We start from the raw sequence: 26,997 nt of genomic DNA, 5'->3' as shown, positions 1-26,997 counted from the left end.
GTGCGGATCAGTTCGGCTCCGGCCGTCCGGGTGCGGCACCACCGGGCTCGGCGGACGCGGCCGCGCGGACCTGCGGAGCGAGTTCGGCGATCTTTGCCAGCACCCCGTTGACGAAGGCCGGCGAGTCGTCGGTGGACAGTTCCTTGGCGAGCTCCACCGCCTCGTCGACGACCACGATCGTGTCGACGTCGAGAGAGTTGAACAGCTCCCAGGTCGCCAGGCGCATGATCGCGCGGTCGACCGCCGGGAGTCGTTCGAGGGTCCAGTCCCGCAGGTACGAGGAGATGACCGCGTCGACCTGCGCCTGATCGTCGGCGAGGCCTTGGATCACGGTCGCGGTGTAGTCGTGGATCGAGCCGACGCTCTCGTCGGATCGGACGTACTCGCGGCGTTCGGCGACGAGCTGCGCGGGACTGACTCCCTTGGCCTCCGCTTCGAAGAGCAGGTCCACCGCGCGGCGCCGCGCCTTGTGTCGGGTTCCGGGTTGTTTCACAGGTCAGGAGTTGACGCGGCCGAGATAGCTGCCGTCGCGCGAGTCGACCTTGAGCTTGTCACCGGTGTTGATGAACAGCGGCACCTGGATCTCGGCGCCGGTCTCGAGGGTGGCCGGCTTGGTGCCGCCGGTCGAGCGGTCGCCCTGGAGTCCGGGATCGGTCTGGGCGACGATCAGCTCGACGGTGACCGGGAGCTCGACGAACAGCGGGTTGCCCTCGTTCAGCGACACCTGCACGGTCATGTTCTCCAGCAGGAAGCGCGCACCGTCGCCGACGGTGGCCGGCGGCAGTGAGAACTGCTCGTAGTCCTGCGAGTCCATGAACACGTAGTCGGTGCCGTCGTTGTAGAGGAAGGTCATGTCACGACGGTCGACGGTGGCGGTCTCGACCTTGACGCCGGCGTTGAAGGTCTTGTCGACGGTCTTGCCGCTCAGCACGTTCTTGATCTTGGTACGCACGAACGCAGGCCCCTTGCCCGGCTTGACGTGCTGGAACTCCATGATCTGCCAGAGCTGGTCGTCCATGCGCAGCACGAGGCCGTTCTTGAAGTCGGCGGTGGATGCCATGTGGTATTCGTTCCCTTGCAGTCAGATGACGGTGAATGTCTTGTCGGTGGCGGTCAGCAGGTCGGGGTCGCCGTCGGTGACCACCAGAGTGTCCTCGATCCGGACCCCGCCCCATCCGGGCAGGTAGACACCGGGCTCCACGGTGACCGCAGCACCGCATGGCAGTGTACCCGCCGCGAGTTTGCCGATTCCCGGCGCTTCGTGGATCTGCAACCCCACCCCGTGGCCGAGACCGTGCACGTAGTGCTCGCCGTGTCCGGCGTCGTCGATCACGTCCCGGGCCGCCGCGTCGACCGCCCGGAGGTCGGCGCCGGGCGTCAGCGCCGCCCGGCCCGCGGTCTGCGCGGTCGCGACGAGCTCGTAGAGGTCTCGCTGCCACGACGCCGCGCGCCTCAGGACGAAGGTCCGCGTCATGTCCGAGTGATACCCGCCGACGACCGACCCGAAGTCGATCTTGACGAGATCGCCGTCGGCGAGGGCGGTGTGCGTGGGCCGGTGGTGAGGGATCGCCGAGTGCGCGCCGGCCGCCACGATCGTCTCGAAGGCGATGCCGTCGGCCCCGAGCCGATACATCTCCCACTCGAGGGCACGTGCGACCTGACGTTCGGTCGTCCCGGACCGCAGCACGCCGTCGGCGACGATCTGCGCCAGGGCGGCGTCGCCGATCGCGCACGCCGCCCGCAGCAGTTCGATCTCCCCCGCGTCCTTGACCGCGCGGAGGTTCTGCACGATCCCGGACATGCCGACCAGCTCGACCCCGGAGTCCCCGACGGCCGTGGACAGCGCCCGATGCCCGGCCACCGTCTCGGTGTCGGACTCGAAGCCGACGCGACCTGCCCCGGCGGTCCGTGCGTGGTCGACGAGCGCACCGACCACCGCGCGTTCGATGATCGGTTCGATGTCGGGCACCTGTTCGGCGACCTGGGTGAGGTAGCGGCCGTCGGTGGCGATCCGATCGCCCGCGGGATCGTTGACGTCGATCAGCACAGCGGCATTCGAGCCGGTGAAACCGGTCAGATAGCGGACGTTGACGAGGTCGGAGACGACGAGGAACGAGACCGGGTCGGCTGCGGATCGCAGCTCGGTACGCAACCGGTCGCGGCGGCCACCGGTGTCATGGATGATCGGCACCCCCGCCACGCTACGGCGGGCGTCCGAACCGCGCGAACCCGACCACTTCGACCAGGTGTGTCCGCTGTCACGCGACCCGTGCGTAAGATGACGCGCATGTCTTCGTGGTTGGTGCGCGGTCTGACGATGACCGCAGTTCACGTCCTCGCCCGCGTGTTGCTCGGGTTCGCAGTGGTCCAGGCGCCGCTGAACTCGACCGTCTGGCGCACCATCGCGATCGCCGCCGTCGTCCTCATCGCCCTGGTGTGGGGTGGCTATGACGGGATCCGCGACGCCCGCGCGAACCCGGATCCCGACGACTACGAGGACCTCACCGTGCGCTGGCTGCAGGCCGGCGTCCTGGCGGGTGTCCTCGCCGGGCTGATCTCCTGGATCCTCGGCACGGTCGTCCTCGCCGGCATCGGGCAGGCCAGCCTGTTCGTCGAACTCATCGCCGGTGCGTCGTTCACCGCACTGCTCGTCTTCGTCCCGGCCTTCGTCGGCGCGGCGATCGGCCGGTTCCTCGTCCGGCGCGACCAGAACAAGAACGCCGCCGACGACGACTGGTCGGTCCACGAGGACGATTCACCCCGCCACGAGGACGGCACCCCCACCGACGCGGACGCGCCGACCCAGCGCATCCGCTGAGGCGGCACCGGTCGTGACCGCCGGCTGACGGCACCGGGTCCTAGAGCAGTACCGAGGTGCTCTTCGACGCCGGTCCGCCGGCCACCGCGGAGTAGGCGGCCGCGATCAGCCCGGGGTCCGGCCCTTCGAGTCGGCCGGGCTTGGCCAGCCCGTCCAGGACCACGAAGCGCAACACACCCGAGCGGTTCTTCTTGTCCCCCGCCATGCCCTGCAGGAGATCGGCGAACGCATCCGGGTCATAGGTCGTGGGGAGCCCCACGAGATCAAGGATCGCCTTGTGCCGATCCGCCGTGGCGTCGTCGAGGCGCCCCGCCAGGCGGGAGAGCTCGGCGGCGAACACGAGCCCCACCGACACCGCCGCGCCATGACGCCAGCGGTAGCGCTCACGGCGCTCGATCGCATGTCCCAGGGTGTGGCCGTAGTTGAGGATCTCGCGCAGCGACGACTCCTTGAGGTCGGCCGAGACCACGTCCGCCTTGACCTGGACCGAGCGGCGGATGAGCTCTGGGAGCACCCCCGACGTCGGGTCGAGGGCGGCCTCGGGATCGGCCTCGATGATGTCGAGGATCGTGGGATCGGCGATGAAGCCGGTCTTGATGACCTCCGCGAGCCCGGCGACGATCTCGTTGCGCGGGACGGTCTCCAGGGTGCCGATGTCGATCAGCACGGCGTCGGGCTCGTGGAACGACCCGACGAGGTTCTTGCCCGCCTCGGTGTTGATGCCGGTCTTGCCGCCGACGGCGGCGTCGACCATCGCCAGCAGCGTGGTCGGGATGTGGATGACCCCGATGCCACGCATCCAGGTGGCCGCGACGAACCCGGCGAGATCGGTGGCTGCTCCGCCGCCGAGGCTGATCACCTTGTCGTTGCGCTTGAGGCCGATCCGGCCGAACACCTCCCAGCAGAAGGACGCGACCGAGAGGTCCTTGCCGTCCTCGGCGTCCGGGATCTCGATCCGATGGGCGTCGAACCCCTTCTCCGCCAGGAACTCTCGAACCTGCTCGGCTGTCTTGGCCAGCGGCGGCTGGTACAGGATCGCGATGCGGTCGGCACCCTGTGCAGCTGCGGCCACCTCGCCGAGGAGTCCCCGGCCGATGATCACGTCGTAGGGCGCTCCGGCGTTGACCCGGATGGCCACCGGTTCGGTCCCTGCGGCGTCGGTCCCTGCGGGTTCGTTCCCGGGCTGTTCGTTCACTGACATTCTCGGCTTCCTCACATCAGTTCGCGGGCGAGTCGGACGACGACGGCATCGGCCACGGTGTCGGGGTCTGCGTCGGCATCGACGTCGAAGGTGCACATCGCCTCGTAGGTGGCCGTCCGTTCGGCGAGCAGTTCGGCGTATCTGGCGGCAGGGTCCGCCGACGCCAGGAGCGGGCGATCAGTCCCGGAGACGCGTTCGTATCCGCGCTCGGGCGAGACCCGAAGGTATACGACGCGATGATCGGTCAGGGCCTCCCGGACGCCGGCGGTGGTGACCGCTCCGCCACCGAGCGACACCACGCCACCATGGTTGTCCAGGACGTCGGTGACGACATTCTCCTCGATCGTCCGGAACGCCTCGACGCCATCGGACACGAAGATCTCCGGGATGCTGCGCCCGGTCCGTCGGACGAGCTCGACATCGGTGTCGATGAAGTCGACGCCGAGCCGATCGGCGAGCACGCGCCCGACCGTGGACTTCCCGGCCCCCATGAAGCCGATCAGCACGGCCGCCGGACGACGACCCGTCGTCGTACGCGTCGGGGTCGGGGGCGGGGTCGGCGGTACCGGGGGCTGGGTCATGCCCGGGGCGGGCGCGCGTCGACGGCAGCCCGGTAGGCGGCGAGATTCGCGGCGGTCTCGGTGACCGAGTCCCCGCCGAACTTCTCCAGCGCGGCCTGGGCCACGACGAGTGCGACCATCGCCTCGGCGACCACACCCGCCGCGGGCACGGCGCAGACGTCGGAACGCTGGTGGATCGCGCTGGCCGTCTCCCCCGTCGACATGTCGATCGTCGACAGTGCGCGCGGCACCGTCGAGATCGGCTTCATGGCTATGCGTACGCGGAGGTCCTCGCCGTTGGTCATGCCGCCCTCGAGCCCGCCGGCACGGTTGGTCGAGCGCAGCACACCGTCGGCGCCGGGCACCATCTCGTCATGGGCCTCGCTGCCACGGCGGCGGGCGGTGGTGAAGCCGTCGCCGACCTCGACGCCCTTGATGGCCTGGATGCCCATCAGCGCGGCCGCCAGTCTGGCGTCCAGTCGGGTCTCACCGCTCACGTGCGAACCGAGGCCGACCGGTACTCCGGTCGCGACGATCTCGACCACGCCGCCGAGGGTGTCGCCGTCCTTCTTCGCCGCCTCGATCTCCGCGATCATCGACTTCTCGGCGTCGGAGTCGAAGGCGCGGACCGGACTGGCGTCGATGGCCTCGAGGTCGGAGATGCGCGGTGGCGGACCGACATACGGATCGCTCGCGCCGATCGAGATGACGTGGGAGACGATGTCGATGCCGAGCACCTGACGGAGGAAGTTACGGGCGACGGTGCCGGCCGCGACGCGTGCCGCGGTCTCCCGAGCGCTGGCGCGTTCGAGCACCGGGCGGGCGTCGTCGAAGCCGTACTTGAGCATGCCCGAGTAGTCGGCGTGGCCGGGCCGGGGACGGGTCAGCGGTGCGTTGCGGGCGCTGCCCTCGAGTTCGGCGGCGTCCACGGGGTCGGCTGCCATCACCGTCTCCCACTTTGGCCACTCGGTGTTGCCGATCTCGATGGCGACCGGGCCGCCCATGGTCTGGCCGTGGCGGACCCCGCCGAGCACGGTCACCTTGTCGGCCTCGAACTTCATCCGAGCACCGCGGCCGTAGCCGAGTCGGCGGCGAGCCAGTTGCTCGCCGATGTCGGACGAGGTGACCTCGACACCGGCCACCATGCCCTCGACGATGGCGACCAGGGCGGGACCGTGGGATTCTCCGGCAGTTATCCAGCGCAACACAGTGGACGATTGTTCCATGCTCCCGCGCCCCGTCCGACGGCGGCGCCGCCGAACCACGGGTAGCTCCTGTCACAGCAGACCGGCGACGACGATCGTCGCGGCGACGAGCGCCGGTCCGTGCGGATGCGCACCCGTACCGGCGGGGTCCCGCCGACCCATCCGGTCGGTGACCACCGTGCCCGCCGCGACGAGCGAGGCGAGCGCCGCCACGAGAAGCGCGGCATCCCAGCGCAGGGCGAGCGCGCCGCAGGCCGCGGCGAGCTTGACGTCTCCGCCGCCGCACCATCGCATGCCGAACGCGAACGCGTACGGGGTCGCCGCCGTCAGTGCGGCCACCGCCGCCCCCGGATGAACCAGGCACGCGCCCATCGCACCGCAGATGCCCGGCCAGACGAGCACGTTCGGGATCCGGTGGGTGTCGGCATCGGTCACGGCGATGACCGACAGCCACAGCAGGATCGCGCACTCGCCCATGGGCCGAGCATGGCGCGACATCGGCACCTCGCCGCCGGTCCGTTCACAAGCCCCATGTCCTGTGGACGGTCTCGGAACGACCAGGCGTCAGTCTGCGCTCAGGGCCTCGATCATCGCGTCGCGGGGCGCGGGGAGCCCGGTGAACAGCTCGACCTGCCGGAAGGCCTGGTTGACCAGCATGACCAGACCGCCGACGACGGTTCCGCCGGCCGCGTCGACCGCGGTCGCGAGAGGCGTCGGCCAGGGGTCGTAGATCACGTCCACGACCTTGCGCGCCCGCGCCACCGCCGATGTCAGGCAGGCGGCCGCCTGGGCGGGCACGGTCGACACGACGACCGCGGAGTCGCGGCACCGGCGGTCGAGGGCCTCGCCGGGTTCGAAGGGCAGGATGTCGCCGCTCATGCCCAACCGTTCACAGAGGTTGAGGACGGGTGCGGCGCGCCCGGCGTCTCGGGCGACGACCACGACGTCGGTGACGCCGGCGTCGTCGAGCGCCATGATCGTCGGCAGGGCGGTTCCGCCCGCCCCGACGACCACGGCGAGAGGTGTTGTCCCGGAAGCGATGTCGGCACCGATCGCGAGATCGCCGAGGGCACCCGACATGCCGTCGATGTCGGTGCAGTCGGCGCGCCATCCGGACGGCACCCGGACGAGGGTGTTGGCCGACCCGACCAACTCCGCGCGCTCGGTGCGTTCGGTCGCGAAGTCGAGGGCCGCGCGTTTGTTCGGCATGGTGACCGAGAACCCGATGAAGTCGGCGTCGGCGCGGGAGACGATCTCCGGCAGGCGCTCGGCGGTGCACTCGATCCGGTCGTACCGCCAATCGGCGAGCCCCAGCGCCCGATAGGCGGCGAGATGGACGCGCGGTGACCGCGAATGGGTGATCGGCGAACCCAGGACCGCGGCCCGACGGTGGTCGCCGTGCGGGGAACGGACGTCGGCGGGCACGGTGTTCACGGCGGGTCCGCTGGTCACTGACTACATCCCGTGGCCACCAGCTTGTTGCGGCAGGCGACCTCGCGATTGCGCTTGTGGTCCTCGAAGGTGTTGGCGAACAACGTGGTCCCGGCGGTGTCGACGGTGACGAAGTACAGCCAGCCGCCCGGGGCGGGGTCGAGCATCGCCTCGAGAGCCGGTACGCCCACCGCCGCGATCGGTGTGGGCGGCAACCCCTTGTAGCGGTATGTGTTCCATTCGTTGTCGTTCTTGTACGCCTCGCCGTGCACATCGATGTTCGTGATGTCGGCGGTGTAGTTCTGCGTCGAGTCCATCTGCAGCAGCTGGTCGCGGTCGAGGCGGTTGCGGATGACCCGCGCTACCTTCGGCGCGTCCTCGACGTGGCGGACCTCACGCTCCACGATCGACGCCGCGATCAGCGTCTCGTACGGCTCGAGCCCGGAGTTGTTGCGGTCCAGCAGTCCCCACTGCTCGAACATCGACCCGCTCTGGGAGATCATCTCCTGCAGGATCTGCGTGGCGGTGTGATCGGGTTCCACGCGCTCCCAGGTGGTCGGTGCGATCAGCCCCTCGATCCGACGGTGATCGCCTGTCATCCCGGCGACGTTCTGGCGGGCCCATTCGGGTACGCCGAGTTCCTCCGGCGTGGCCTCGGCCGCGGCCTTCTCGAGGTCGGCGACGGTCACACCCTCCTGCTGACCGTTGACCGAGAACGACGTGGCGTTTTCGATCAGCTGGAAGATCCCCGGGGTGACCTTGCCGTCGATACCGGTCTTCGAATCGAGTTGCAGCCCCGGCGGGATCACCACTCGCCCGACACGGTGCTCGGCTCCGTCGTCGGTGAGCATCTCCACGGCGGTGGTCGCCGGGATCTGGGTGCGCATCTTGTACAGCCCGCCGGAGATCGGCTGTCCGCCGGCGGCATCGACGAACGCCCGCACGCTGCCGACCACGTCGGCGTCGACGAGGATGCGGCCGAAGTCGGCGAGTGTGGAGTTGTCCGGGATGTCGACGACGACGTCGCCCGCACCGGCGGCGTTGGTGTAGTCCTTGCGCGACTCGAGCAGGCCGGTCGCGCGCACACCGTAGTAGCCGACGCCGGTGATCAGCGCAAGCATGAAGACGATCGCGATCGCCAGCACCGCACGACGCTTCCCCCGGCTGCGCTTGCGGCGCGGAGCCCGGCGCGTCTGCTGCGCTGCCTCGGCGTCGTCGACCCCGGCCCACCAGTCGTCGTGCTCGTCGGCCTCCCGGACGGGTGCAGGGGTGACCGGGCCCGGGTCGCGCACCGGACGCGCGGTGTCGGCAGGCCGGTCCTGGCGCGGGTCGCCGTAGCTCTCCTCGGCGTACCTCTCTTCGGGGTAGTGCTCGTCGCCGTGGTGTTCGTCGCGGTAGTTCTCGTTGCCGTAGCCAGGGTCGGCGTAGTCGTCATGCCCTTTCCCCGCGGATTCGTATCCGGCGGGGGCAGAACGGAATCCCTCGTTGCGGGCGCCACGGACGGGCGGTTCGGGAGTGGCCGGGCGAGCCATCGTGAAGTCGGTGTCGACGTCGTCCTCGACCCGCGGCCGCTGAGGCGGGGCCGGTCGAGGCGGGGCGGGGGGCGGCGTGGGTGCCTGTCCCGGCGGGATGCGGACCGGTGTCGCGCGCGGTCCGGGCGTCCCGGTGACCGGTCGCGCCTGTTCGGCCGGCGGGACGGGCGGCGGGGCCGGTCGACGACCGGCGGAGTCCCCGGATTCCGGGCCGGTCCTACGCCGACGGTGCCGCGTGTGCGGGGACCCGGCGGCCGGCTGGGTGAAGTACCGCAGACGCTCGGGGTCCATGCCCTCGGTGCGGCGGCCCTGGCCGTCGCGGTGGCGTGTGCGACGCCGATCGTCGGTCACCGGAGGCTCCCCTGACTCACCGTCGTGCATCCAACCACCCCTGAAGAATAGCGACCGCCGCGGCCTGGTCGATCACCGCGCGTGAGGACTTCACCGTCCGGCCGCTCGCGTGCAGTGCCTGCTGTGCGGTCACCGTCGTGAAACGTTCGTCGTGCCAGTGCACCGCCACCGGGTCGATCCGGGTCGCGAGACGGTCCCCGAAGGCACGCGCGGTCTCCGCCGCCGCGCCCGCGGTGTTCTTGAGGGTCTTCGGCAGCCCCACGACCACGCCGACGGCCTCGTACTCGGCGACCAGGGCGGCGATCCGGTCGAGATCGTCTGCGCCCGTGGGAGTCCGACGCACGGTCTCGACCGGCGTGGCGAGGATGCCGTCGGGGTCACACACGGCGACGCCGATCCGCACGCTCCCGACGTCGATCCCGAGGAGTCGTCCTCGGGTCCGCGGCGCAGCGTCGGGCCGGGCTTGCGGGTCGGGCATCAGGCGACGAACTCACGGATGCGGATCAGCGCGGCGTCGATCCCGGACGGATCGGTGCCAGCGCCCTGGGCCAGGTCCGGCTTGCCACCGCCACGGCCGCCGAGTAGCGGCGCGACCTCCTTGACGAGGTCGCCGGCCTTGATCCCGGCATCACGGGCGGCCGCGGTGGTGGCGATCACGAAGGGCACCTCGGCCTCCTGCCCGTCACCGCTCGGCGAGAAGAGCGCTATCACCGCCTGTCGGTCGGCGACCCGGCCACGAAGGTCGGTCACCACCGAACGCAGCCCGTTGGCGTCCAGGCCCGGCACCCGGCCCTCGACCACGAGGGTGGCCCCGACGGTCGTCGCGGTGTCGAGGAGACCGGACACCGCGGCCCGCGCGGCTTCGGCACGCACCCGCTCGAGTTCCTTCTCGGCGTCGCGCAGTTTGGTGACGAGCTGCTCGACGCGCCCGGGCACCTCCTCCGACGGCACCTTCAGCGACGAGGCCAGACCGGCGAGCAGCGCCCGCTCCTTCGACAGGAATCGGAACGAGTCCATGCCGACATACGCCTCGACGCGCCGGACCCCGGAACCGACCGAAGACTCCCCGATCAGTGTGATCGGGCCGATCTGCGACGACGACGCGACGTGCGTGCCGCCGCACAGCTCCATCGAGAAGGGCCCGCCGATCTCGACGACGCGGACGACGTCACCGTAGTTCTCGCCGAACAGCGCCATCGCGCCCATCGCCTTGGCCTCGGACAGCCCGGTCTCGAATGTGTTGACCTGGAAGTTCGCCTCGACCGCGGCGTTGCTGATCTCCTCGATCTCGCGGCGCTGGGCCTCGGTCACCGGACCGGTGGCATTGAAGTCGAAACGCAGGTAGCCGGGACGGTTCAGCGAACCGGCCTGTGTCGCACCGGGGCCGAGGACCTCGCGGAGCGCGGCGTGGACCATGTGGGTCCCCGAGTGCCCCTGGGTGGCACCGTGCCGCCACGCCGTGTCGACCGCAGCCAGGACCTCGTCGCCCTCCTCGATCTCGCCCTCGTCGATGCGCACCTTGTGCAGCCACACCGATTTGCCGACCTTCTGCACGTCGGTGACCGACATGCGCACACCCGAGCCGGTGGTGATGGTGCCGACGTCGGCCATCTGACCGCCGGATTCGGCGTAGAGCGGCGTCCGGTCGAGGACGACCGTCAGTTCCTGTCCGGCGGACGCGGCGGGCAGCCGGGCACCGTCGGCGACGAGGCCGAGCACCCGCGCCTCCGACACGAGCTCGTCGAAACCGGTGAACTCGGTGGGCCCGCGGTCGAGGAAGTCGCGGTACACACTGAGGTCCGCGTGTCCGGTCTTGCGGGCGGTGGCGTCGGCCTTGGCGCGCTGCTTCTGCTCGGCCATGAGGGAGGTGAAGCCCTCCTGGTCGACCGCGAGACCGGCCTCGGCCGCCATCTCCAGGGTCAGGTCGATCGGGAAGCCGTAGGTGTCGTGCAGCGTGAAGGCGTCGGAGCCACTGATGGTCGTGCGCGACGCGCTCTTGGTGGCGGTCGCCGCGTCGGCGAACAGCTTCGAACCCGCGGCGAGGGTCTTGGAGAACGAGGTCTCCTCGCCCACCGCCACGTCGACGATGTGCCGGCGCTGCGTCTCCAGCTCGGGGTACGACGGCGACATCAGGTCGATGACCTTGCCGATGATCGCGCCCATGGTGGGCTCACTGTCCCCGGTACCGAGCTGACCCGGCCCGCTCGCTCCGCTCCCGGCGCCGAGTAGCCGCATGGACCGGACGACCCGGCGCAGCAGACGACGCAGGACGTACCCGCGGCCGTCGTTTCCGGGCAGCACACCGTCGCCGATCAGCATGGCCGAGGTCCGCGCGTGGTCGGCGACCACGCGGAACCGGACGTCGTCGGCGTGCGAACCGGCACCGTATGCGCGCCCGGACAGCTGCGCGGCGAGGTCGATGATCGGCTTGCACAGGTCGGTCTCGTAGACGTTGTCCACGCCCTGCAGCAGACACGCCACGCGCTCGACGCCCATGCCGGTGTCGATGTTCTGCTTGGGCAGCGGTCCCAGGATCTCGTAGTTGTCCTTGCCGCCGCCGGGACCGCGGACGTTCTGCATGAAGACGAGATTCCAGATCTCGATGTAGCGGTCCTCGTCGGCCTCCGGGCCGCCCTCGACGCCGTAGTCGGGTCCGCGGTCGTAGAAGATCTCCGAGCACGGCCCGCAGGGGCCGGGAACGCCCATCGACCAGTAGTTGTCCTTCATCCCGCGCCGCTGGATGCGCTCGGCCGGCACACCGATCTCGTCGCGCCAGATTGCCTCGGCCTCGTCGTCGTCGAGGTAGACCGTCGGCCACAGCTTCTGCGGGTCGATCCCGTAGCCGCCGTCCTCGACGCTGTTGGTCAGCAGCGTCCAGGCGAACGTGATGGCCTCGCGCTTGAAGTAGTCGCCGAACGAGAAATTGCCCGCCATCTGGAAGAAGGTGTTGTGGCGGGTGGTGATGCCGACCTCGTCGATGTCGAGAGTCCGGACGCATTTCTGCACGCTGGTCGCCCGCGAGTAGGGCGGGGTCTGCTCACCCAGGAAGAACGGCTTGAACGGGACCATGCCGGCGTTGACGAACAGGAGGTTGGGATCGTCGAGCAGCAACGAAGCGCTCGGCACCTCGGTGTGCCCGGCCTTGATGAAGTGGTCCAGAAAGCGCTTCCGGATGTCATGCGTCTGCACTGTGGGTCTCGTCCTCGCCGTTGGTGGTAGCGGCCGTTGATGTCGCGACATCCCAGACTACCGTCGGCGGGTCGCCGCAGAGCGGAGGGACTCTCGACCGCGACGACGTTGTCGCGGACCGTCAGCGGGACCGGCGCCGTGAGACCGCGCCGCGCACGATCGACCGCAACTTCGCGACCCGCGGCCCGATCTCGCGCTCCAGACCGTGGTCGGTGGGCACGTAATAGTCCCTGCCGACGAGTTCGTCGGGCGGATACTGTTGCGGTACAACACCATCGGGGTCGTCGTGCGGGTATCGGTAGGCGACGCCGTTGCCGAGCTTCTTGGCTCCCGGATAGTGACTGTCGCGCAGGTGGGCCGGAACCGCGCCGGCCTTGCCCGACTCGACATCGGCGAGGGCGGCGCCGATGGCCGAGACCACACCGGCCGACTTCGGCGCCGTCGCGAGATGGATGGTCGCCTGGGTGAGCGCCAGTTTGGCCTCCGGCATCCCGACGAGGTTCACGACCTGGGCGGCCGCGACCGCGGACTGCAGGGCCGTCGGGTCGGCCATCCCGATGTCCTCGCTGGCGTGGATCATCAGGCGCCGTGCGATGAAGCGCGGGTCCTCCCCCGCCGCGATCATCCGCGCGAGATAGTGCACGGCAGCGTCGACGTCGGAACCACGGATGGACTTGATGAACGCGCTCGTCACGTCGTAGTGCTGATCGCCGTCCCGGTCGTAGCGCACCGCGGCGCGGTCGATGGCGGTCTCCACGTCGGCGAGGTCGATGCGGTCGGTCGAGTCGGCACTGGCCTCTAGGGCGGTCAGCGCCCGGCGCGCGTCCCCGCCCGACACCGCGACGAGGTGGTCATAGGCGGCGTCGGTGACCTCGACCTTGCCGTCCAGCCCGCGCGGGTCGGCGACCGCCCGGGTGAGCACCTCCCGGATGTCGGAATCGGTCAGTGACCGCAGCTGCAGCACCAGGGATCGGGACAACAGCGGTGCGACCACAGAGAACGACGGATTCTCGGTCGTGGCGGCGACGAGCAGGACGATGCGGTTCTCCACTGCGTCGAGCAACGCGTCCTGCTGCGTCTTGGAGAACCGATGCACCTCGTCGATGAACAGGACCGTCTGTTGACCGCCGGACCTGGCGTCACCGATGAGGCGGCGCCGGGCCACGTCGATGACCGCACGTACCTCTTTGACCCCGGCCGTCAGCGCGGACAGGGCCTCGAAACGGCCGCCGGTGGCTCGCGCGATGAGCGAGGCCATGGTGGTCTTGCCGGTCCCGGGCGGCCCGTAGAGCAGCACCGACGCCGCGCCCGAACCGCTGATCAGCTTCCGCAGCGGCGAGCCGGTTCCGAGAAGGTGTTGCTGCCCGACGATCTCGTCGAGGGTCTGTGGCCGCATCCGGACCGCCAGGGGTGCCGACGGAGACGGCGGGGCGGTGAGGCCCCCGGCGGCACCACGCCCACCGGAGCCGGCCCGAGGGTCGTCGGGTGGGTCGAACAGTCCGTCCACGAGCGGGTCAGGCCAGCCAGATGCGCTGTAGCGCGACGCCCATCGCGGTCGCGAACACGGCGATCTCGTCGTCACCCGCACGTCCCGCCGCGGCGGCGAGATCGGTCCAGCGGCTGACGATCACGCGCGGGTCGTTCGTGTGCAGGGCCCAGTCGTGGGTGAAACCGGACGCGCCGAAGTCGGCCACGTCGAAGTCGGCGTCGGCGTGATCGGCCTCCGGATCGCCCGGCAGCATCCACACCGTCGACAGCCACACCCAGAGCTGACGGGCGAGCAGCACCTTGCGCTGCATCTCCCGCTCGTGGGCGAGTGCCGGCCAGATCGAATGCACCTCCGAGCGCCACGCGTCGACCATCGACACCTCGAGGTCGGTGGCACGAGCGGAGGCACGGGGCGGCAGCTGCGCGGTGATGGTGACGACCGCATAGGCGATGTCGAGGGTCGCGTCGCGGAATCCGCCCCACTCGTAGTCCATGAACTGCACGCCGTCGTCGTTCAGCAGGATGTTCTCCGGACCGACGTCGGAGGGACTGAACGCACGGTGGTCGCCCTCGTCGAACAGCGTGGCCGCGGTACGCAGAGATTCCACCACCCGGTCCGGGACCACGACGTCGAGGGCCGCGGCGTGCCCTACCACGGAGTCGATCGACCGCAGTGCCTCGTCGCGCAGGATGTCGCGTCCGTGCATGCCCGACGGTCCGCGGCGCAGCAGCGCGAGGAAGTCCCCTTCGCCGCCGACCGTCGCCGCGTGCATCCGGCCGAGGGCCTGACCCCAGGCGCTGACCGCGCGGGAGGTCTCGACCGGGTCGACGCCGGCGAGATACTCGAGCATCGAACGACCGTGGCCGAGGTCGGAGAGGACCATGATGCGCAGGTCCGGATCCGACGCGATGAGCTGCGGACCCGGGCGTGACTCGTTCGGCAGCGCCGTCGCGTACTTGTAGGACGCGATCTCCCGATGGAAGGCCTGCGGGTCCTCGTGTTCGGGAAGAGCCTTGATCACGAGTGATCGGTCCAGGCTCAGAGGATTCTGGGCGACCCGGACCCGCACCACCGTCGTGCGTCCGCTGCCACCGAGGTCCTCGGGATCGTCGAGGACCACTGCTGATCCGGCGCGGTGTGACAGCAGCGCCTCTGCCGCCCGCACCACGCTGGTGATGCGGCTTTCCGTAATGACCGTCATGTCGCCCACCAACCTACCCGTTGCAACGATGTCGCAACAGCAATATTCGTTCATCTGTATCACGTCGCAGCTGACAAATCGCCGAACCGGTTGCCGAATACACTGCGGCAGAAAGGATCACCAGGTGGGTCATCAGACCGTGCCCCGTTCAGCCCGGCGTGAGGCCATCCGTCGGGCTGACGTCCACCGAGACGTCGATGCGGCTCTTCGTGGAGTCGGTGTAGATGACCCCGCGAAGCGGCGGCACGTCGTCGTAATCACGTCCCCACGCCAGCGTGACGTGGCGTTCGTCGACCAGCTTGTCGTTGGTCGGGTCGAAGGGCAGCCACCGGCCGTCGGGCATCCAGACCGCCGCCCACGCGTGGCTGGCATCGGCGCCGTAGACCTTTTCTCTGCCGGGAGGCGGTTCGGTCGCGAGGTAGCCCGACTCGTACCTGGCGGCCAGGCCCTGCGACCGCAGGCAGGCGATCGCGACCCGCGCGAAGTCCTGGCAGACGCCCTCGCGCCGCTGCAGGACGGTGTCGACCCGGGTGGTGATGGCCGTCGACCCCGACCGGTAGGTGAAGTCGGCGAAGATCCGTGAGGTGAGGTCGGTGACGGCCTCGACGAGCGGACGGCCCGGGGTGAAGACCCCGGCGGCGTACTCGCGGACCGCGTCGGTGATCTCGGGCGGATCGAGATCGAGGACGAATTCGGCAGCCAGGGCGCTCTCCCGGCCGTCGACGACGCAGGGTCGTGCCAGTTCCCAGGGCGTCCGGGCCGCCGGGCTCAGGAGCACGCCCGGGTCCACGGGATCCACCTCGACGACCGACCGCGCGGTGACGGTGAGCTCGCGATGCGAGGTCCGGACGTGGAAGTAGCTGTCGTGGTTGCCGTACACGTCGAGCCCGGTCGACCGGTCGTCGGGTTCGGGCTCGATCTCCAGCGATGTCGAGTGCACGCGCTGGCCCGGCAGGTCGCGCGGGGTCAGGTGACAACGCCCGTACGACGACGACACGTCGTCGTCGTAGGTGTAGCTCGTCCGGTGCATCACGCGGTAGACGCGCGAACTCACGACTGCCCACCTGCCCAGATCGGTCGCGCCTGGCGCGGGGTGGCGAATCGGGTCCGGGTCAGCAGGTCGGAGAGCTCGGTCGCACCGGTGCGCAGCGTCGTCATCAGTTCGACCAGTTCAGGGCGCCTGCGGTCGGTGTCGACGCGCACCAGGTCGGCGGGATCACCGCGACGCAACTCGGCGATCATGTCCTGGACGGCTCGTTCGGCACCGGCCGACCGAAGGGTCTCCGGTACCGAGGACAGGTCGGCGTTCATCCGCTCCAGGCAGAAGATCATCGATCTCGGATTGGTCGGGTCGAAGAGCAACAGCTCGGCGACACTGGCCGGTTGGTACAGACCGCGATTGCGGCGGCGATAGATGACCGACGACTCATTGGCCACCAGGTACGACTCCAGCAGCGTCTGCTCGACGTCGGTGTCCTGCGCCTCGGCGAACATCGCGCGCGTGAGGTCGGCGAGGGTGACCGCGCGTTCGATGCGTCGGCCGACGTCCATGAACATCCACCCCGGGTCGTGCACCATCGACTCGGCCTGCAGTCCGGTGAGGGCCAGCACACCGTGCAGGATCTCGTCGTGTGCGCGGGCCAGGTCGGGTCCGAGATCGAGTGCGGCGTCGCCGACACCGGCGTCGGCGTCGGTGCGCGACCGGGCGACCAGCCGGGTCGTGCTCGCCATGATCCGTTCGACGGGCGCGAGCACCATCCAGGTGCTGGTCGACATCTGATCCCGGACCGCCCGGGCCGTACTCAGAAGCCGGTCGACCGAATACGCGATGGTCCCGGGCACCGACCGCGACACGGTGAGGTCGGCGATCTTCTCGATCGCCTCGTTCACCTGGTCGGGCGACGGCGGCCGGTCCGAACCCGACATCAGGAGATCGGCGGTGTCGAGGTAGCGCGCGGTGCCCGTCACCGTGGCGACGGCGTGCAGCAGCAGCGGCACCGCCGGTGTTCCCGACATCCACGGGCGGTACTGGAAGTCCTGATACCGCTCGCGGGACACCTTGGCCAGGCGCGTCACCAGCTCGGTCCGTTCGCCGTAGCGGCCCAGCCAGAACAGGTCCGCCAGCACACGAGGGCTGGCCGCGGCCGCGACGTAGGAGTATTCACGGGTCACCGGACGCCCCGCCGCGCCCGCGGCCACCTCGGCGGCCGGCTCGCCGCGCGTCTCCGAACGGCGCGATATGTGCCCGCCCACCTCGGTGCTGGTGACCCAGACGTCCTTGGCGGCCACGACATGGTGAGCGGCACCCTCGACCCCGTCGGCGAGGACCGCGCCCAACCCGCCCGGCATCACCGCGTAGCCGGGACCCTGTGCGACGCTGAAGGCGCGGACCGACACCGGTGCCGCGCGCAGCGTCGCCGGTGGACCGCCGGAACCACTGCCGGGGGTGACCGTGGGGGCCACCGAGAACGCTTCGAGGTCGCGCGCCACCCACTGCCACGTCTGCGCCTCGACCCGGGCGTCGAGCTCGGCGCGATCGGCAGCGGCGAGCAGCGGACCGATGAACTCCTCCCCCGTGCATGTGTTGGTCAGCACCAGGGAGGCCAGCCGGTCACGGATCAGACCGCGCTGCAGCCGATCTCCCGCCCAGTGGGTGGTGACCGACCTCAACCGCAGATCCTCGTCGAGCAGGACCGGCGCCAGACGCTCCAGCACGGTGTGCAGCGCCGGGTTCTCCAGGACGCCCGAGCCGAGGGTGTTGAGGACCGTCACGGTGCCGCGCGAGATCGCCTCGACCAGGCCCGCGACGCCGAGCTGGGAGTCCGTCCGCAGGTCGAGCGGATCCGCGTAGGCGGCGTCGACGCGCCGCAACAACACGTCCACGCGCTTGTACCGGCCCAGCGATCGCATGTAGACCGCACCGTCGCGGACGGTGAGATCGGCACCTTCGACGAGCGGGAAGCCGAGCACCGAGGCGAGATAGGCCTGGTCGAACGCGGTCTCGGACATGCTGCCCGGACTGAGGACCGCCACCGTCGGGTCGTCGACCCCCGGCGGCGCGTACTCGGTGAGCGCCAGCCGCATCGTGGCGGCGAAGTTGGCCATCGGCCGTGGCGCGCACGCCTGGAACAGCTGCGGGAAGGTCTTCGACATCAGCCGGCGACCGACGATCGCGTACCCGACGCCCGACGGCGCCTGGGTGCGATCGCGGTAGGCGACGAATTCGCCGTCGGGGGTTCGCGAGATGTCGACCGCGTGCAGGAACAAGGCATGCGGGCCGGCGACCTCCAGGCGCGCGGCCTTGCGGATGTACCCCGGATGCCCGAAGACCATCTCGGGCGCGACGAGTCCGGCGGCGATCGTCTTCTGATCGCGATAGAGGTCACGCAGCAGCAGGTCCAGCAGCATAGAACGCTGCGTGATGGCCTTCTCGAGTTCGGCCCACTCGACGCCGTCGACGACCAGCGGCACCGCGTCGACCTCCCAGTCGCGGGTCACGGTGTCGCGGCCGTCGAACTCGTTGTAGACCACGCCGTCGTCGCTCACCGCGGCGGCCAGCCGGGCGGCGGAATCCCGGAGGCGGTCGGGTCCGCGCAGCTGGTAGATGCGGGCCAGGTCCGCCCATGCCGGGCGGATTTCCCCACCGGGTTCCAGGAGTTCGTCGTAGGAGTCGAGCGGCCGGCCCGGATCGAAGAGCGTGTGGCCCTCGGCGCGGTAGCGGTCGAACACCGCGGAAGCGTTGCCCGGCGAAGAGGTCACCGAAGAACTGTACGTGCCCGCCGCAGGTCGAGGATTCCGGGCACCCCGAAGTCGATGGCCTGCCGGGACTGCCGCTCGCGCAACAGTCCGACGTCGACGGTGCCCGTGGTGTGTCCGGCGGCCTCGAACCGCCCGTTGCGTCGCGATTCGGCCTCGACGGCGTTGACCGGCGGACGATCGTAGGCGCGTCCGCCGGGGTGCACGACGTGATAGGTCGCGCCGCCCACCGACCGGCCATTGACCGTGTCGATCAGGTCGAAGGTCAGCGGGGTGTCGATGGTGATTGTCGGGTGTAGCGAGCTCGGCGGCTGCCAGGCCCGGAAGCGGATGCCGGCCACGCGTTCGCCGGTACGTCCCGTGGCACGCAGCGGGATCGGGAACCCGTTGCAGGTCAGCAGATATCGATCGTCCTCGCCGCCCAGGACCCGCACCTGTACGCGTTCGACGGAGGAGTCCACGTACCGGGCGGTGCCGGTTCCGGTCGACTCCTCCCCCAGCGTGTTCCACGGTTCGATGGCACTGCGCAGCTCGATCTCCTGGTCGCGGATCTGCACGGTCCCCAGACGCGGGAAGCGGAATTCGGTGAACGGATCCAGCCACGCGGTCTCGAACGGGTAGCCGGCCTCGCGCAGTTCCTCGGCGACCAGCGCGATGTCGGCGATGACGTAGTGCGGCAACAGGTGTTTGCCGTGCAGGTCACCGCCGTGGCGGATCAGCCGGGCACGGTAGGGCTTCTCCCAGAACCACGACACCAGGCTGCGCACGAGCAGCGACTGCACCATCGCCATCCGGTGGTGCGGCGGCATCTCGAAGGCCCGCAGTTCCAGCAGGCCCAGCCGGCCGCGCACCGAGTCCGGACTGTAGAGCTTGTCGATGCAGAACTCGGCCCGGTGGGTGTTCCCGGTGATGTCGGTCAGCAGGTGTCGCAGCGCCCGGTCGGTGACCCAGGGATTGGGCGGCGCGCCGTCGAATCGCCCGCCGGTGGCGTTCTTGACCGCGAGCCGGTCGATCTCGGCGAAGGCGATCTCCAGTTCGTACAGCGCCGACTCGCGTCCCTCGTCGACGCGCGGTGCCTGCGACGTGGTGCCGATGAACCGGCCGGAGAACAGGTACGACAGCGCGGGATGACGCTGCCAGTAGGTCAGCATCGACACCAGCAGGTCGGGGCGGCGCAGCATCGGCGAATCCGCGGGCGTGACGCCGCCGAGGGTGATGTGGTTGCCGCCGCCCGTGCCGCCGTGGCTGCCGTCGAGATCGAAACTCTCCGTGCCCAGGCGCACCTGTCTCGCGTGCTCGTACAGCGATTCGAGCAGTTCGGACTGCTCGGCGAAACCATGGGTCGGCTGGATGTTGACCTCGACGACGCCCGGGTCCGGGGTCACCGACAACGAGACGAGGCGCGGATCGGCGGGCGGTCCGTATCCCTCGACGACGACCGGCGTCGATGTCGCGGCCGCCGCGTCCTCGACGAGTTCGACGATCGCGAGGTACTCCTCGAGCGTCGAGGTCGGTGGCATGAACACGTGGACCACACCGCCGCGGACCTCGGCGACGAGGGCCGTACGCGGGAGGAACTGCGCGGGGTCCACCGCGCGCACGGTGTGGCCCAGGGCTTCCGACGGGTCGGCCGGGAGGTCCTCGTGGCGTGCGGACGGGTCGGCCTCGAACAGTGTCGGCGCCGGACCCCACGACAATGAGTTGAGCGGCAGGCGCAACCCGGCCGGCGAGGTGCCGGGGGTCAGCACGATCCGTCCTCGCCGGGTCGTCCACACCGCGCTCTGCCACGCGGTCCGGTCCTCCGACCGGCTCAACGGCAACAGGTGGGCGCTCGGCTCGGTGACGGCGGCGTCGAGCCGGGCGATCAGCGCTCGCCTGCGGTTGACGGAATCCACTGCCGGCGAGAGGCTCTCGTCGTCGTCGCCCTCCGTCGAGTCGGCGTCGACGGCGATCTCGGCCTGCGCGAACGACCGCGCGGCGGGCAGGGTCGGGTCGGTCCCGGGATCACCGGGTGGCATCGCGGCGAGCTCGCGCATGCGCACCAGCGGGTCCTCGTAGGCGGGCACGACCTGGCCGGCCGGGAGCCCGAGCGCCTCGGCGAACGCGGTGAGCAGTTCCCGCGCGGGGCCGGCATCGCCGATGTTCTCCGGATCCGGGCCGTGGGTCTCGGTCTCGATCGCGGCCGCGCACTGTACCGGCGTCGCCCACGGATCGGCGAGCAATTGCGGGTCCCGCCAGATCGGCAGACCGTCGGCGCGCCACATCAGTTCGAGCTGCCAGCGCGGGAGCGGTTCGCCGGGATACCACTTGCCCTGGCTGCGCCGGATCAGCCCACCTTGTGCATACGCCTGGTGCAGACGGCCGGCCAGCCGTCCGGCCAGCAACCGTTTGTGCGGGCCGTCCGCGGCGGTCCGCCATTCCGGATCCGTCTGATTGTCGATGGACACGAACGTCGGCTCGCCACCCATCGTCAGGCGCACGTCGTTGCGTTCCATCCGCTCGTCGACCAGGGCGCCGAGGTCGGTCACCCGGTTCCACTGTTCGGCGGTGTAGGGCAGGGTGACGCGCGGGTCCTCGTGGAACCGCGTGACCGTGTTGGTGAAATCGAGTGTCGCGTGGCACGGACCGGTCGATCCGGTGATCGGGGCGGCGCCGACGGGGTGCGGGGTGGCGGCCAAGGGAATGTGCCCTTCGCCGGCGAACAACCCGGACGTCGGGTCCAGACCCACCCATCCGGCACCGGGGAGGTACACCTCGGTCCACGCGTGCAGATCGGTGAAGTCGGCGTCGGGACCCGACGGGCCGTCGAGCGACTTCACATCCGAGGTCAGCTGGACGAGATAGCCGGAGACGAAACGCGCCGCGAACCCGAGTTCGCGCAGGAGTGCGACCAGCAACCAGGCCGAGTCCCGGCACGACCCGATGGCGCTGGACAGGGTGTACTCCGGTGATTGAACGCCGGCCTCGAGACGAACCGTGTAGCCGACGGCGTCTCGGACCGCCGCGTTGAGGCGCACGAGGAAGTCGATGACCCGCGTACGACCGGCCGGACGGTGCTTGGCCGCGAACTTCGCAATCTCCGGATGTACTGGTGCACCGGCGAATTCACCTTCGGTGACACCGGCCGGGCGAAGGAAGATCTCCAGGTCGCGCCGTAGTTCCGCGGGATACTCGAACCCGAAGAACTCGGCCCAGTCCTCGATGAAGAAGTCGAACGGGTTGATCGCGGTGAGGTCCGCGACCAGGCTCACGGTGATCCCGAGGGAGTTCGACGGCTCCGGGAACACCAGGCGCGCGAGGTAATTGCTGAACGCGTCCTGCTGCCAGTTCAGGAAATGCGCACCGGGCTCGACGGTGAGCGAGTAGGCCTCGATGGGAGTGCGTGAGTGCGGCGCCGGACGCAGGCGGACGACGTGCGGGTAGATCCTGGTCGGCCGGTCGAAGGAGTACACCGTCCGGTGTTCGAGGGCGACCTTGATCGTCACCGACTGACCTCCCCGCCGGTGCGTGTCACCACGGTCCCGGCAGCCGACTCGGTCCCACCGCTGTGCGCCATGGAGGAGATCTCATCACAGATGACCGGAAGGCGCCGGGTGGCGAGCACCGCGGAAGGACCCGCGGTGGCCGAACTCACGTCCGGCCACCGCATTTCGGCTCAGGCCGAGGTACCTTCGGCGCCCGTCTCGGCACCCTTCTGCTCGCTGTCCGGCCGGCCGGCGCCGCCCCGCGGCGCGGGCTTGGCGTCGATCCCCGATTCCTTGCGCTGCTGCGCGGTGATCGCGGCCGGGGCATCGGTCAGCGGGTCGACGCCACCACCCGACTTCGGGAAGGCGATCACCTCGCGGATGGACGACTCACCGGCGAGCAGCGCGGTGATGCGGTCCCAGCCGAAGGCGATGCCGCCGTGCGGCGGTGCGCCGTAGGCAAAGGCGTCGAGCAGGAAGCCGAACTTCTCCTGCGCCTCGTCGTGGCCGATGCCCATGATCTCGAAGACCCGCTCCTGCACGTCACGGCGATGGATACGGATCGATCCGCCGCCGATCTCGTTGCCGTTGCACACGATGTCGTAGGCGTAGGCCAGGGCCGCGCCGGGATCGGACTCGAGGGCGTCGATCGACTCCGGCTTGGGCGAGGTGAACGCGTGATGCACCGCGGTCCAGGCCGAATGCCCGAGTGCCACATCGCCGGAAGCGGTCGCGTCGGCGGCCGGTTCGAACATCGGCGCGTCGACCACCCAGGTGAACGCCCAGTCGCCGTCCTTGATCAGACCCAGCTTCGAGGCGATCTCGCCGCGGGCGGCGCCTAGCAGCGCGCGCGTCGACTTCACCTCTCCCGCACCGAAGAAGACACAGTCGCCGGGCTTCGCGCCGACGTGAGCGGCCAGACCGGAGCGCTCCTCCTCGGACAGGTTCTTGGCGACCGGCCCGCTGAGCGTGCCGTCCTCACCGACGAGCACATACGCCAGACCGCGCGCACCGCGCTGCTTGGCCCACTCCTGCCACGCGTCGAGCTGGCGACGCGGCTGCGACGCCCCGCCCGACATGACCACGGCACCGACGTACGGGGCCTGGAACACCCGGAACGGGGTGTCCTTGAAGTACTCGGCGCATTCCACGAGTTCGATCCCGAAGCGCAGATCCGGCTTGTCCGAACCGAAGCGGCGCATCGCGTCGGCGTAGGTCATACGCGGGATCGGGGTCGAGATGTCGACCCCGATGAGCTTCCACAGCGCGACCAGGATCTCCTCGGCGACCGCGATGACGTCGTCCTGGTCGACGAAGCTCATCTCGATGTCGAGCTGGGTGAACTCGGGCTGCCGGTCGGCCCGGAAGTCCTCGTCGCGGTAACAACGCGCGATCTGGTAGTAGCGCTCCATGCCGGCGACCATCAGCAGCTGCTTGAACAGCTGCGGGCTCTGCGGTAGCGCGTAGAACGTGCCCGGCTGCAGGCGCGCCGGGACCAGGAAGTCCCGGGCCCCTTCCGGCGTGGACCGGGTCAGCGTGGGCGTCTCGATCTCGGTGAAGTCGTGCGCAGCGAGCACGCCACGCGCGGCCGCGTTGGCCCGCGAGCGCAGACGCAGGGCCGCACTCGGCCCCTCGCGCCGGAGGTCGAGGTAGCGGTGGCGCAGCCGCGCCTCCTCGCCCGGCGTCTCGTCGAGCTGGAACGGCAGGGGCGCCGACTCGTTGAGGACCTCGAGCTCGGCGGCGTTGATCTCGATCTCGCCGGAGCTCAGGTTGGGGTTCTCGCTGCCCTCGGGGCGCACCTCGACGACGCCGGTCACCGCCACGCAGTACTCGGCGCGCAGCCGGTGGGCGGCCGGTGCGACCGACTCGTCCCGGAAGACCACCTGGACCAGCCCGGTGGCGTCGCGCAGGTCGATGAAGACCACGCCACCGTGGTCGCGACGGCGTGCGACCCACCCGGCGACGGTGACGGTCTGCGACGCGTCGGCGCGGCGCAGCGAACCTGCGGAATGCGTGCGGAGCACTGAGAATCCTTCCCGGAGTCGAAATCGGCCGGCGGAAACGCAGACCAGGTGTCCATGGTGCCGTATCCGTGCCCCGAGGCGTCAATCGCATACCGGCGCTGCCTCACCGAGGGCAGGTTTCGCCACGGCTCGTCGCTTTCGCTCCTCAGCTGCTCAACCAACGAGGGGCGGGTGCCGATCGTGCCAGAATGGCCGCGTGACCTTCCAAGGCAGCGGATCGATCGACACCGGCAACGTCTCCGGCGGCGGGGGCGGCGGGGGCCGGATCGCGCTGGGCGGTGGCGCGGGGCTCCTCATCACGATCGTCGCGCTGTTCTTCGGCGTGAATCCCGGCGACCTGCTCGGCGGCGGTGGTCCGGCGCCCGGGACGTCGTCCGACGCGGCACAGATCCAGCAGCAGCTGGACTCGTGCACCTACGAGATGGCCAACGAGAACACGATCTGCCGGATCAAGGCGACCACCGTGAGCGTCGACACGGTGTGGTCGGACCTGTGGCCCGAGTACCAGGCGCCGCAGACGGTCATCTTCGCCGATGCGGTGAACACCGGTTGCGGTTCGGCGAGTTCGGCGACCGGCCCGTTCTATTGCCCCGCCGATTCGACGGCGTACTTCGACCCCACGTTCTTCGCCCAGCTCCGCCGCATGGGCGGCAGCGACGGACCCCTCGCGCAGGAGTACGTCGTGGCCCACGAGTACGGGCACCACGTGCAGAACCTCACCGGCGCGCTCGCGAAGGGACAGCGGATGGGTTCGCAGGGACCGCGATCGGGTTCGGTCCGGGTCGAATTGCAGGCAGACTGCCTCGCGGGGGTGTGGGCCCACCACGCCGACGACGGTCCCGACGCGCTGCTGGCGCCCATCACCGAGGAACAGATCGCGACCGTGATCCAGACCGCGAAGGCCATCGGCGACGACACCATCCAGGGTCCGGGTTCCAATCCCGAGGGTTGGACCCACGGTTCGGCCGCGCAGCGCACGCGCTGGTTCACCATCGGCTATCAGGCGGGCGACCCGGATCGCTGCGACACGTTCGCCACCGACGCCCTGTGAACGCCACCGAATCCGCGGGCGCGCGCGAGCCCACCGCCGTCGACGCGATCGCCGAGGCGCATCTGGACCGGCTGTGCACGCTCGATCCGCTGTTCGCCACCGAGATCGGCCATGGCGAGCACGACGACCGGATGACCGATTTCTCGGCGCAGGGGTGCGCCGAACGCGCCGAGGTCGCCGCCGGCACCCTGTCCGCCCTGGCGCGCGCCGACGTCGCCGATGCCATCGACCGCGTCACCGTCGCCACCATGAGCGCCTCGCTGCGTCGTGAACTCGCGCTCGCCGAGGCCGGCGAGCACATCGGCGAATGCAACGTCATCGCGTCGCCGCTGCAGGCACTGCGCGACGTCTTCGACCTCATGCCGACCGACACCCGCGAACAACGTGAGGTCTTCCTGTCCCGGCTCACCGCGATCCCGGCCTCGCTCACCGGCGTCGTCGACGGTCTGGCCCACCGGCTCCGGCACGGTCCGCGGCCGGCACGCCGGCAGGTGGAGGCCGTCGCCCGGCAAGCGGATTCGGCGGCCGACGGCATCGGCGGCAACACCGCGCCGATTGCGGCCGACCCGGCGCTGGCGGGCACGCTCGCCACCGCGCTCGACGCCGCCCGCACCTCGTTCGGGACGTTCGCCCACTACCTGCGCACCGAAGTTCTCGATAATGCCGTCGACGACGACGCCGTCGGCCGCGACCGGTACCTGCTGCACCTGCCGGCGTATCTGGGCGCCGACGCCGACCCCGACGACGCCTATGCCTGGGCGATGACCCGGCTGCAGCAGATCGTCGCCGAACAGCAGGAGATCGCCGAGGGGCTGCTCCCGGGACAGGGCGTGCCGGCGACGCTCGCCTGGCTGGATCGCCAGCCGCAGTACCAGATCCACGATCGCGGCGAGTTCGTCGACTGGATGCAGGCGACCTCCGACGCGGCGGTCGCCGGCCTCGCGGGCACCCACTTCGACCTCCCGGCTCGGCTGTCCCGGCTCGAATGCCGGCTCGCCCCGTCGTCGACCGGCATCATCTACTACACCCAGCCCAGTGAGGATCTGGCCCGGCCGGGCCGGATGTGGTGGGCGGTACCCGACGATCAGACCGTCTTCCACACCTGGCAGGAGAAGACGACCGTCTACCACGAGGGCGTCCCCGGACATCACCTGCAGCTCGGCTCGGCGATCGTCGACCCGGACCTCAATTCCTGGCGCAAGCTCGCCTCCTTCACCTCCGGACACGGCGAGGGCTGGGCCCTGTACGCCGAGCGGCTGATGGACGAGCTCGGCTGGCTCGAGGACCCGGGCGACCGCATGGGCATGCTCGACTCCCAGCGGCTGCGGGCCGCGCGTGTCGTGGTCGACATCGGCGTGCACTGCCGGCTGCCCGCGCCCGAGTCCCTCGGCGGCGGGATCTGGGACGCCGACAAGGCCTGGACGTTCCTGACCTCGTCGGTGGCGATGGACCACTCGGTGCTGCGCTTCGAGCTCGACCGCTATCTGGGCTGGCCCGGCCAGGCCCCCTCCTACGCGCTCGGCCAGCGCGTCTGGGAACAGACGCGTGCCGCCGCACTGCGCCGCCACCCGGACTGGACCCTCAAGGACTTCCATTCGCGCGCACTGGCTCTCGGCGGTGTGTCCCTGGACGTACTCGCGGCCGAGGTCGTCGGCCGTCCCGACGACTGACGTTCTCAGCCCAGGAGGCGACGGACCTCGGCGGGCCGTCCCGACAACTGACGTT

General features: G+C 70.1%; 21 protein-coding genes. 3 read left to right on the top strand and 18 right to left on the bottom strand.

Going from position 1 to position 26,997, the window contains the following annotated elements; translation table 11 throughout:
- Nucleotides 1–7: 7 nt before the first annotated feature.
- The 3 genes from nusB to AC3B6C_RS18920 are packed head-to-tail and all read right to left on the bottom strand — an operon-like array spanning nucleotide 8 to nucleotide 2,191.
- Nucleotides 8–493, bottom strand: coding sequence for a transcription antitermination factor NusB (gene nusB, locus AC3B6C_RS18930; RefSeq protein ID WP_010840969.1), 486 nt, complete (start codon nucleotides 491–493; stop codon nucleotides 8–10).
- A 3-nt stretch (nucleotides 494–496) separates the two neighbouring features.
- On the bottom strand, nucleotides 497–1,060 hold the full coding sequence (efp, locus tag AC3B6C_RS18925) for an elongation factor P (protein WP_010840968.1): 564 nt from the start codon (nucleotides 1,058–1,060) through the stop codon (nucleotides 497–499).
- A 21-nt stretch (nucleotides 1,061–1,081) separates the two neighbouring features.
- A complete protein-coding gene (locus tag AC3B6C_RS18920; RefSeq protein WP_488373750.1) occupies nucleotides 1,082–2,191 on the bottom strand; it encodes a M24 family metallopeptidase in 1,110 nt (369 codons plus the stop codon).
- Nucleotides 2,192–2,287: 96 nt separating this feature from the next.
- Between AC3B6C_RS18920 and AC3B6C_RS18915 the strand changes: the two genes are divergently transcribed.
- Nucleotides 2,288–2,818 (top strand): B-4DMT family transporter, encoded by a 531-nt coding sequence (locus AC3B6C_RS18915; RefSeq protein ID WP_010840966.1) that lies wholly within the window; start codon nucleotides 2,288–2,290, stop codon nucleotides 2,816–2,818.
- A 40-nt stretch (nucleotides 2,819–2,858) separates the two neighbouring features.
- On the opposite strand, the gene aroB is transcribed toward AC3B6C_RS18915, so the two are convergent.
- The 15 genes from aroB to aspS all read right to left on the bottom strand — a co-directional run bounded on the left by aroB (nucleotide 2,859) and on the right by aspS (nucleotide 24,221).
- The gene (gene aroB, locus AC3B6C_RS18910) at nucleotides 2,859–4,019 is read right to left on the bottom strand and encodes a 3-dehydroquinate synthase (protein ID WP_488373749.1); all 1,161 of its coding nucleotides are present in this window, start codon (nucleotides 4,017–4,019) and stop codon (nucleotides 2,859–2,861) included.
- Between the two features lie 11 nt (nucleotides 4,020–4,030).
- Complete coding sequence (locus AC3B6C_RS18905; RefSeq protein WP_014926636.1) at nucleotides 4,031–4,600, bottom strand: shikimate kinase; 570 nt, start codon at nucleotides 4,598–4,600, stop codon at nucleotides 4,031–4,033.
- Complete coding sequence (gene aroC / locus AC3B6C_RS18900; RefSeq protein ID WP_014926635.1) at nucleotides 4,597–5,805, bottom strand: chorismate synthase; 1,209 nt, start codon at nucleotides 5,803–5,805, stop codon at nucleotides 4,597–4,599. The genes AC3B6C_RS18905 and aroC overlap by 4 nt, the downstream gene beginning before the upstream one ends.
- Nucleotides 5,806–5,856: 51 nt before the next feature.
- On the bottom strand, nucleotides 5,857–6,261 hold the full coding sequence (locus tag AC3B6C_RS18895) for an A24 family peptidase (RefSeq protein WP_488376304.1): 405 nt from the start codon (nucleotides 6,259–6,261) through the stop codon (nucleotides 5,857–5,859).
- 87 nt (nucleotides 6,262–6,348) lie between these two features.
- Nucleotides 6,349–7,236, bottom strand: coding sequence for a shikimate dehydrogenase (locus AC3B6C_RS18890; RefSeq protein ID WP_488373748.1), 888 nt, complete (start codon nucleotides 7,234–7,236; stop codon nucleotides 6,349–6,351).
- Nucleotides 7,233–9,128 carry an endolytic transglycosylase MltG gene (mltG, locus tag AC3B6C_RS18885; RefSeq protein ID WP_488373747.1) on the bottom strand — a complete coding sequence of 632 codons (1,896 nt, stop codon included), beginning with the start codon at nucleotides 9,126–9,128 and terminating at the stop codon, nucleotides 7,233–7,235. The genes AC3B6C_RS18890 and mltG overlap by 4 nt, the downstream gene beginning before the upstream one ends.
- Nucleotides 9,115–9,576, bottom strand: coding sequence for a Holliday junction resolvase RuvX (gene ruvX / locus AC3B6C_RS18880; protein ID WP_014926631.1), 462 nt, complete (start codon nucleotides 9,574–9,576; stop codon nucleotides 9,115–9,117). Before ruvX ends, mltG begins: the two co-directional genes overlap by 14 nt.
- Nucleotides 9,576–12,287: an alanine--tRNA ligase gene (alaS, locus tag AC3B6C_RS18875; protein WP_488373746.1), complete on the bottom strand. Its 2,712-nt coding sequence runs from the start codon at nucleotides 12,285–12,287 to the stop codon at nucleotides 9,576–9,578. The genes ruvX and alaS overlap by 1 nt, the downstream gene beginning before the upstream one ends.
- Before the next feature lie 121 nt (nucleotides 12,288–12,408).
- Nucleotides 12,409–13,794: a replication-associated recombination protein A gene (locus AC3B6C_RS18870; RefSeq protein ID WP_010840957.1), complete on the bottom strand. Its 1,386-nt coding sequence runs from the start codon at nucleotides 13,792–13,794 to the stop codon at nucleotides 12,409–12,411.
- Between the two features lie 7 nt (nucleotides 13,795–13,801).
- Nucleotides 13,802–14,977, bottom strand: a complete 1,176-nt coding sequence (locus AC3B6C_RS18865) for a hypothetical protein (RefSeq protein ID WP_035716982.1) — start codon at nucleotides 14,975–14,977, stop codon at nucleotides 13,802–13,804.
- 148 nt (nucleotides 14,978–15,125) lie between these two features.
- A complete protein-coding gene (locus tag AC3B6C_RS18860; protein ID WP_488373745.1) occupies nucleotides 15,126–16,031 on the bottom strand; it encodes a transglutaminase family protein in 906 nt (301 codons plus the stop codon).
- Nucleotides 16,028–18,736, bottom strand: coding sequence for a circularly permuted type 2 ATP-grasp protein (locus AC3B6C_RS18855; RefSeq protein ID WP_488373744.1), 2,709 nt, complete (start codon nucleotides 18,734–18,736; stop codon nucleotides 16,028–16,030). Before AC3B6C_RS18855 ends, AC3B6C_RS18860 begins: the two co-directional genes overlap by 4 nt.
- Nucleotides 18,733–22,218, bottom strand: coding sequence for a transglutaminase family protein (locus AC3B6C_RS18850; RefSeq protein WP_488373743.1), 3,486 nt, complete (start codon nucleotides 22,216–22,218; stop codon nucleotides 18,733–18,735). Before AC3B6C_RS18850 ends, AC3B6C_RS18855 begins: the two co-directional genes overlap by 4 nt.
- Nucleotides 22,215–22,367, bottom strand: a complete 153-nt coding sequence (locus AC3B6C_RS18845; protein WP_488357802.1) for a hypothetical protein — start codon at nucleotides 22,365–22,367, stop codon at nucleotides 22,215–22,217. The genes AC3B6C_RS18850 and AC3B6C_RS18845 overlap by 4 nt, the downstream gene beginning before the upstream one ends.
- A 21-nt stretch (nucleotides 22,368–22,388) precedes the next feature.
- The gene (gene aspS / locus AC3B6C_RS18840; protein WP_488373742.1) at nucleotides 22,389–24,221 is read right to left on the bottom strand and encodes an aspartate--tRNA ligase; all 1,833 of its coding nucleotides are present in this window, start codon (nucleotides 24,219–24,221) and stop codon (nucleotides 22,389–22,391) included.
- Between the two features lie 196 nt (nucleotides 24,222–24,417).
- On the opposite strand from aspS, the gene ypfJ reads away from it, so the two are divergent.
- Together ypfJ and AC3B6C_RS18830 are read left to right on the top strand one after the other, a co-directional pair.
- Nucleotides 24,418–25,272: a KPN_02809 family neutral zinc metallopeptidase gene (gene ypfJ, locus AC3B6C_RS18835; protein WP_010840950.1), complete on the top strand. Its 855-nt coding sequence runs from the start codon at nucleotides 24,418–24,420 to the stop codon at nucleotides 25,270–25,272.
- Nucleotides 25,269–26,942 (top strand): DUF885 domain-containing protein, encoded by a 1,674-nt coding sequence (locus AC3B6C_RS18830; RefSeq protein ID WP_488373741.1) that lies wholly within the window; start codon nucleotides 25,269–25,271, stop codon nucleotides 26,940–26,942. The genes ypfJ and AC3B6C_RS18830 overlap by 4 nt, the downstream gene beginning before the upstream one ends.
- Nucleotides 26,943–26,997 lie beyond the last annotated feature (55 nt).

Source organism: Gordonia sp. 11cp (genome assembly GCF_057767225.1).
Note: the sequence above shows the minus strand (reverse complement) of the source record. Positions and strands in the feature narration are given on the sequence as shown.

Bases quoted from the DNA above. Each gene is read 5' to 3' on its own strand.
- efp (WP_010840968.1), bottom strand. From the start codon at position 1,060: ATGGCATCCACCGCCGACTTCAAGAACGGCCTCGTGCTGCGCATGGAC.
- AC3B6C_RS18915 (WP_010840966.1), top strand. From the start codon at position 2,288: ATGTCTTCGTGGTTGGTGCGCGGTCTGACGATGACCGCAGTTCACGTC.
- aroB (WP_488373749.1), bottom strand. From the start codon at position 4,019: ATGTCAGTGAACGAACAGCCCGGGAACGAACCCGCAGGGACCGACGCC.
- AC3B6C_RS18905 (WP_014926636.1), bottom strand. From the start codon at position 4,600: ATGACCCAGCCCCCGGTACCGCCGACCCCGCCCCCGACCCCGACGCGT.
- aroC (WP_014926635.1), bottom strand. From the start codon at position 5,805: ATGGAACAATCGTCCACTGTGTTGCGCTGGATAACTGCCGGAGAATCC.
- AC3B6C_RS18895 (WP_488376304.1), bottom strand. From the start codon at position 6,261: ATGGGCGAGTGCGCGATCCTGCTGTGGCTGTCGGTCATCGCCGTGACC.
- mltG (WP_488373747.1), bottom strand. From the start codon at position 9,128: ATGCACGACGGTGAGTCAGGGGAGCCTCCGGTGACCGACGATCGGCGT.
- ruvX (WP_014926631.1), bottom strand. From the start codon at position 9,576: ATGCCCGACCCGCAAGCCCGGCCCGACGCTGCGCCGCGGACCCGAGGA.
- AC3B6C_RS18865 (WP_035716982.1), bottom strand. From the start codon at position 14,977: ATGACGGTCATTACGGAAAGCCGCATCACCAGCGTGGTGCGGGCGGCA.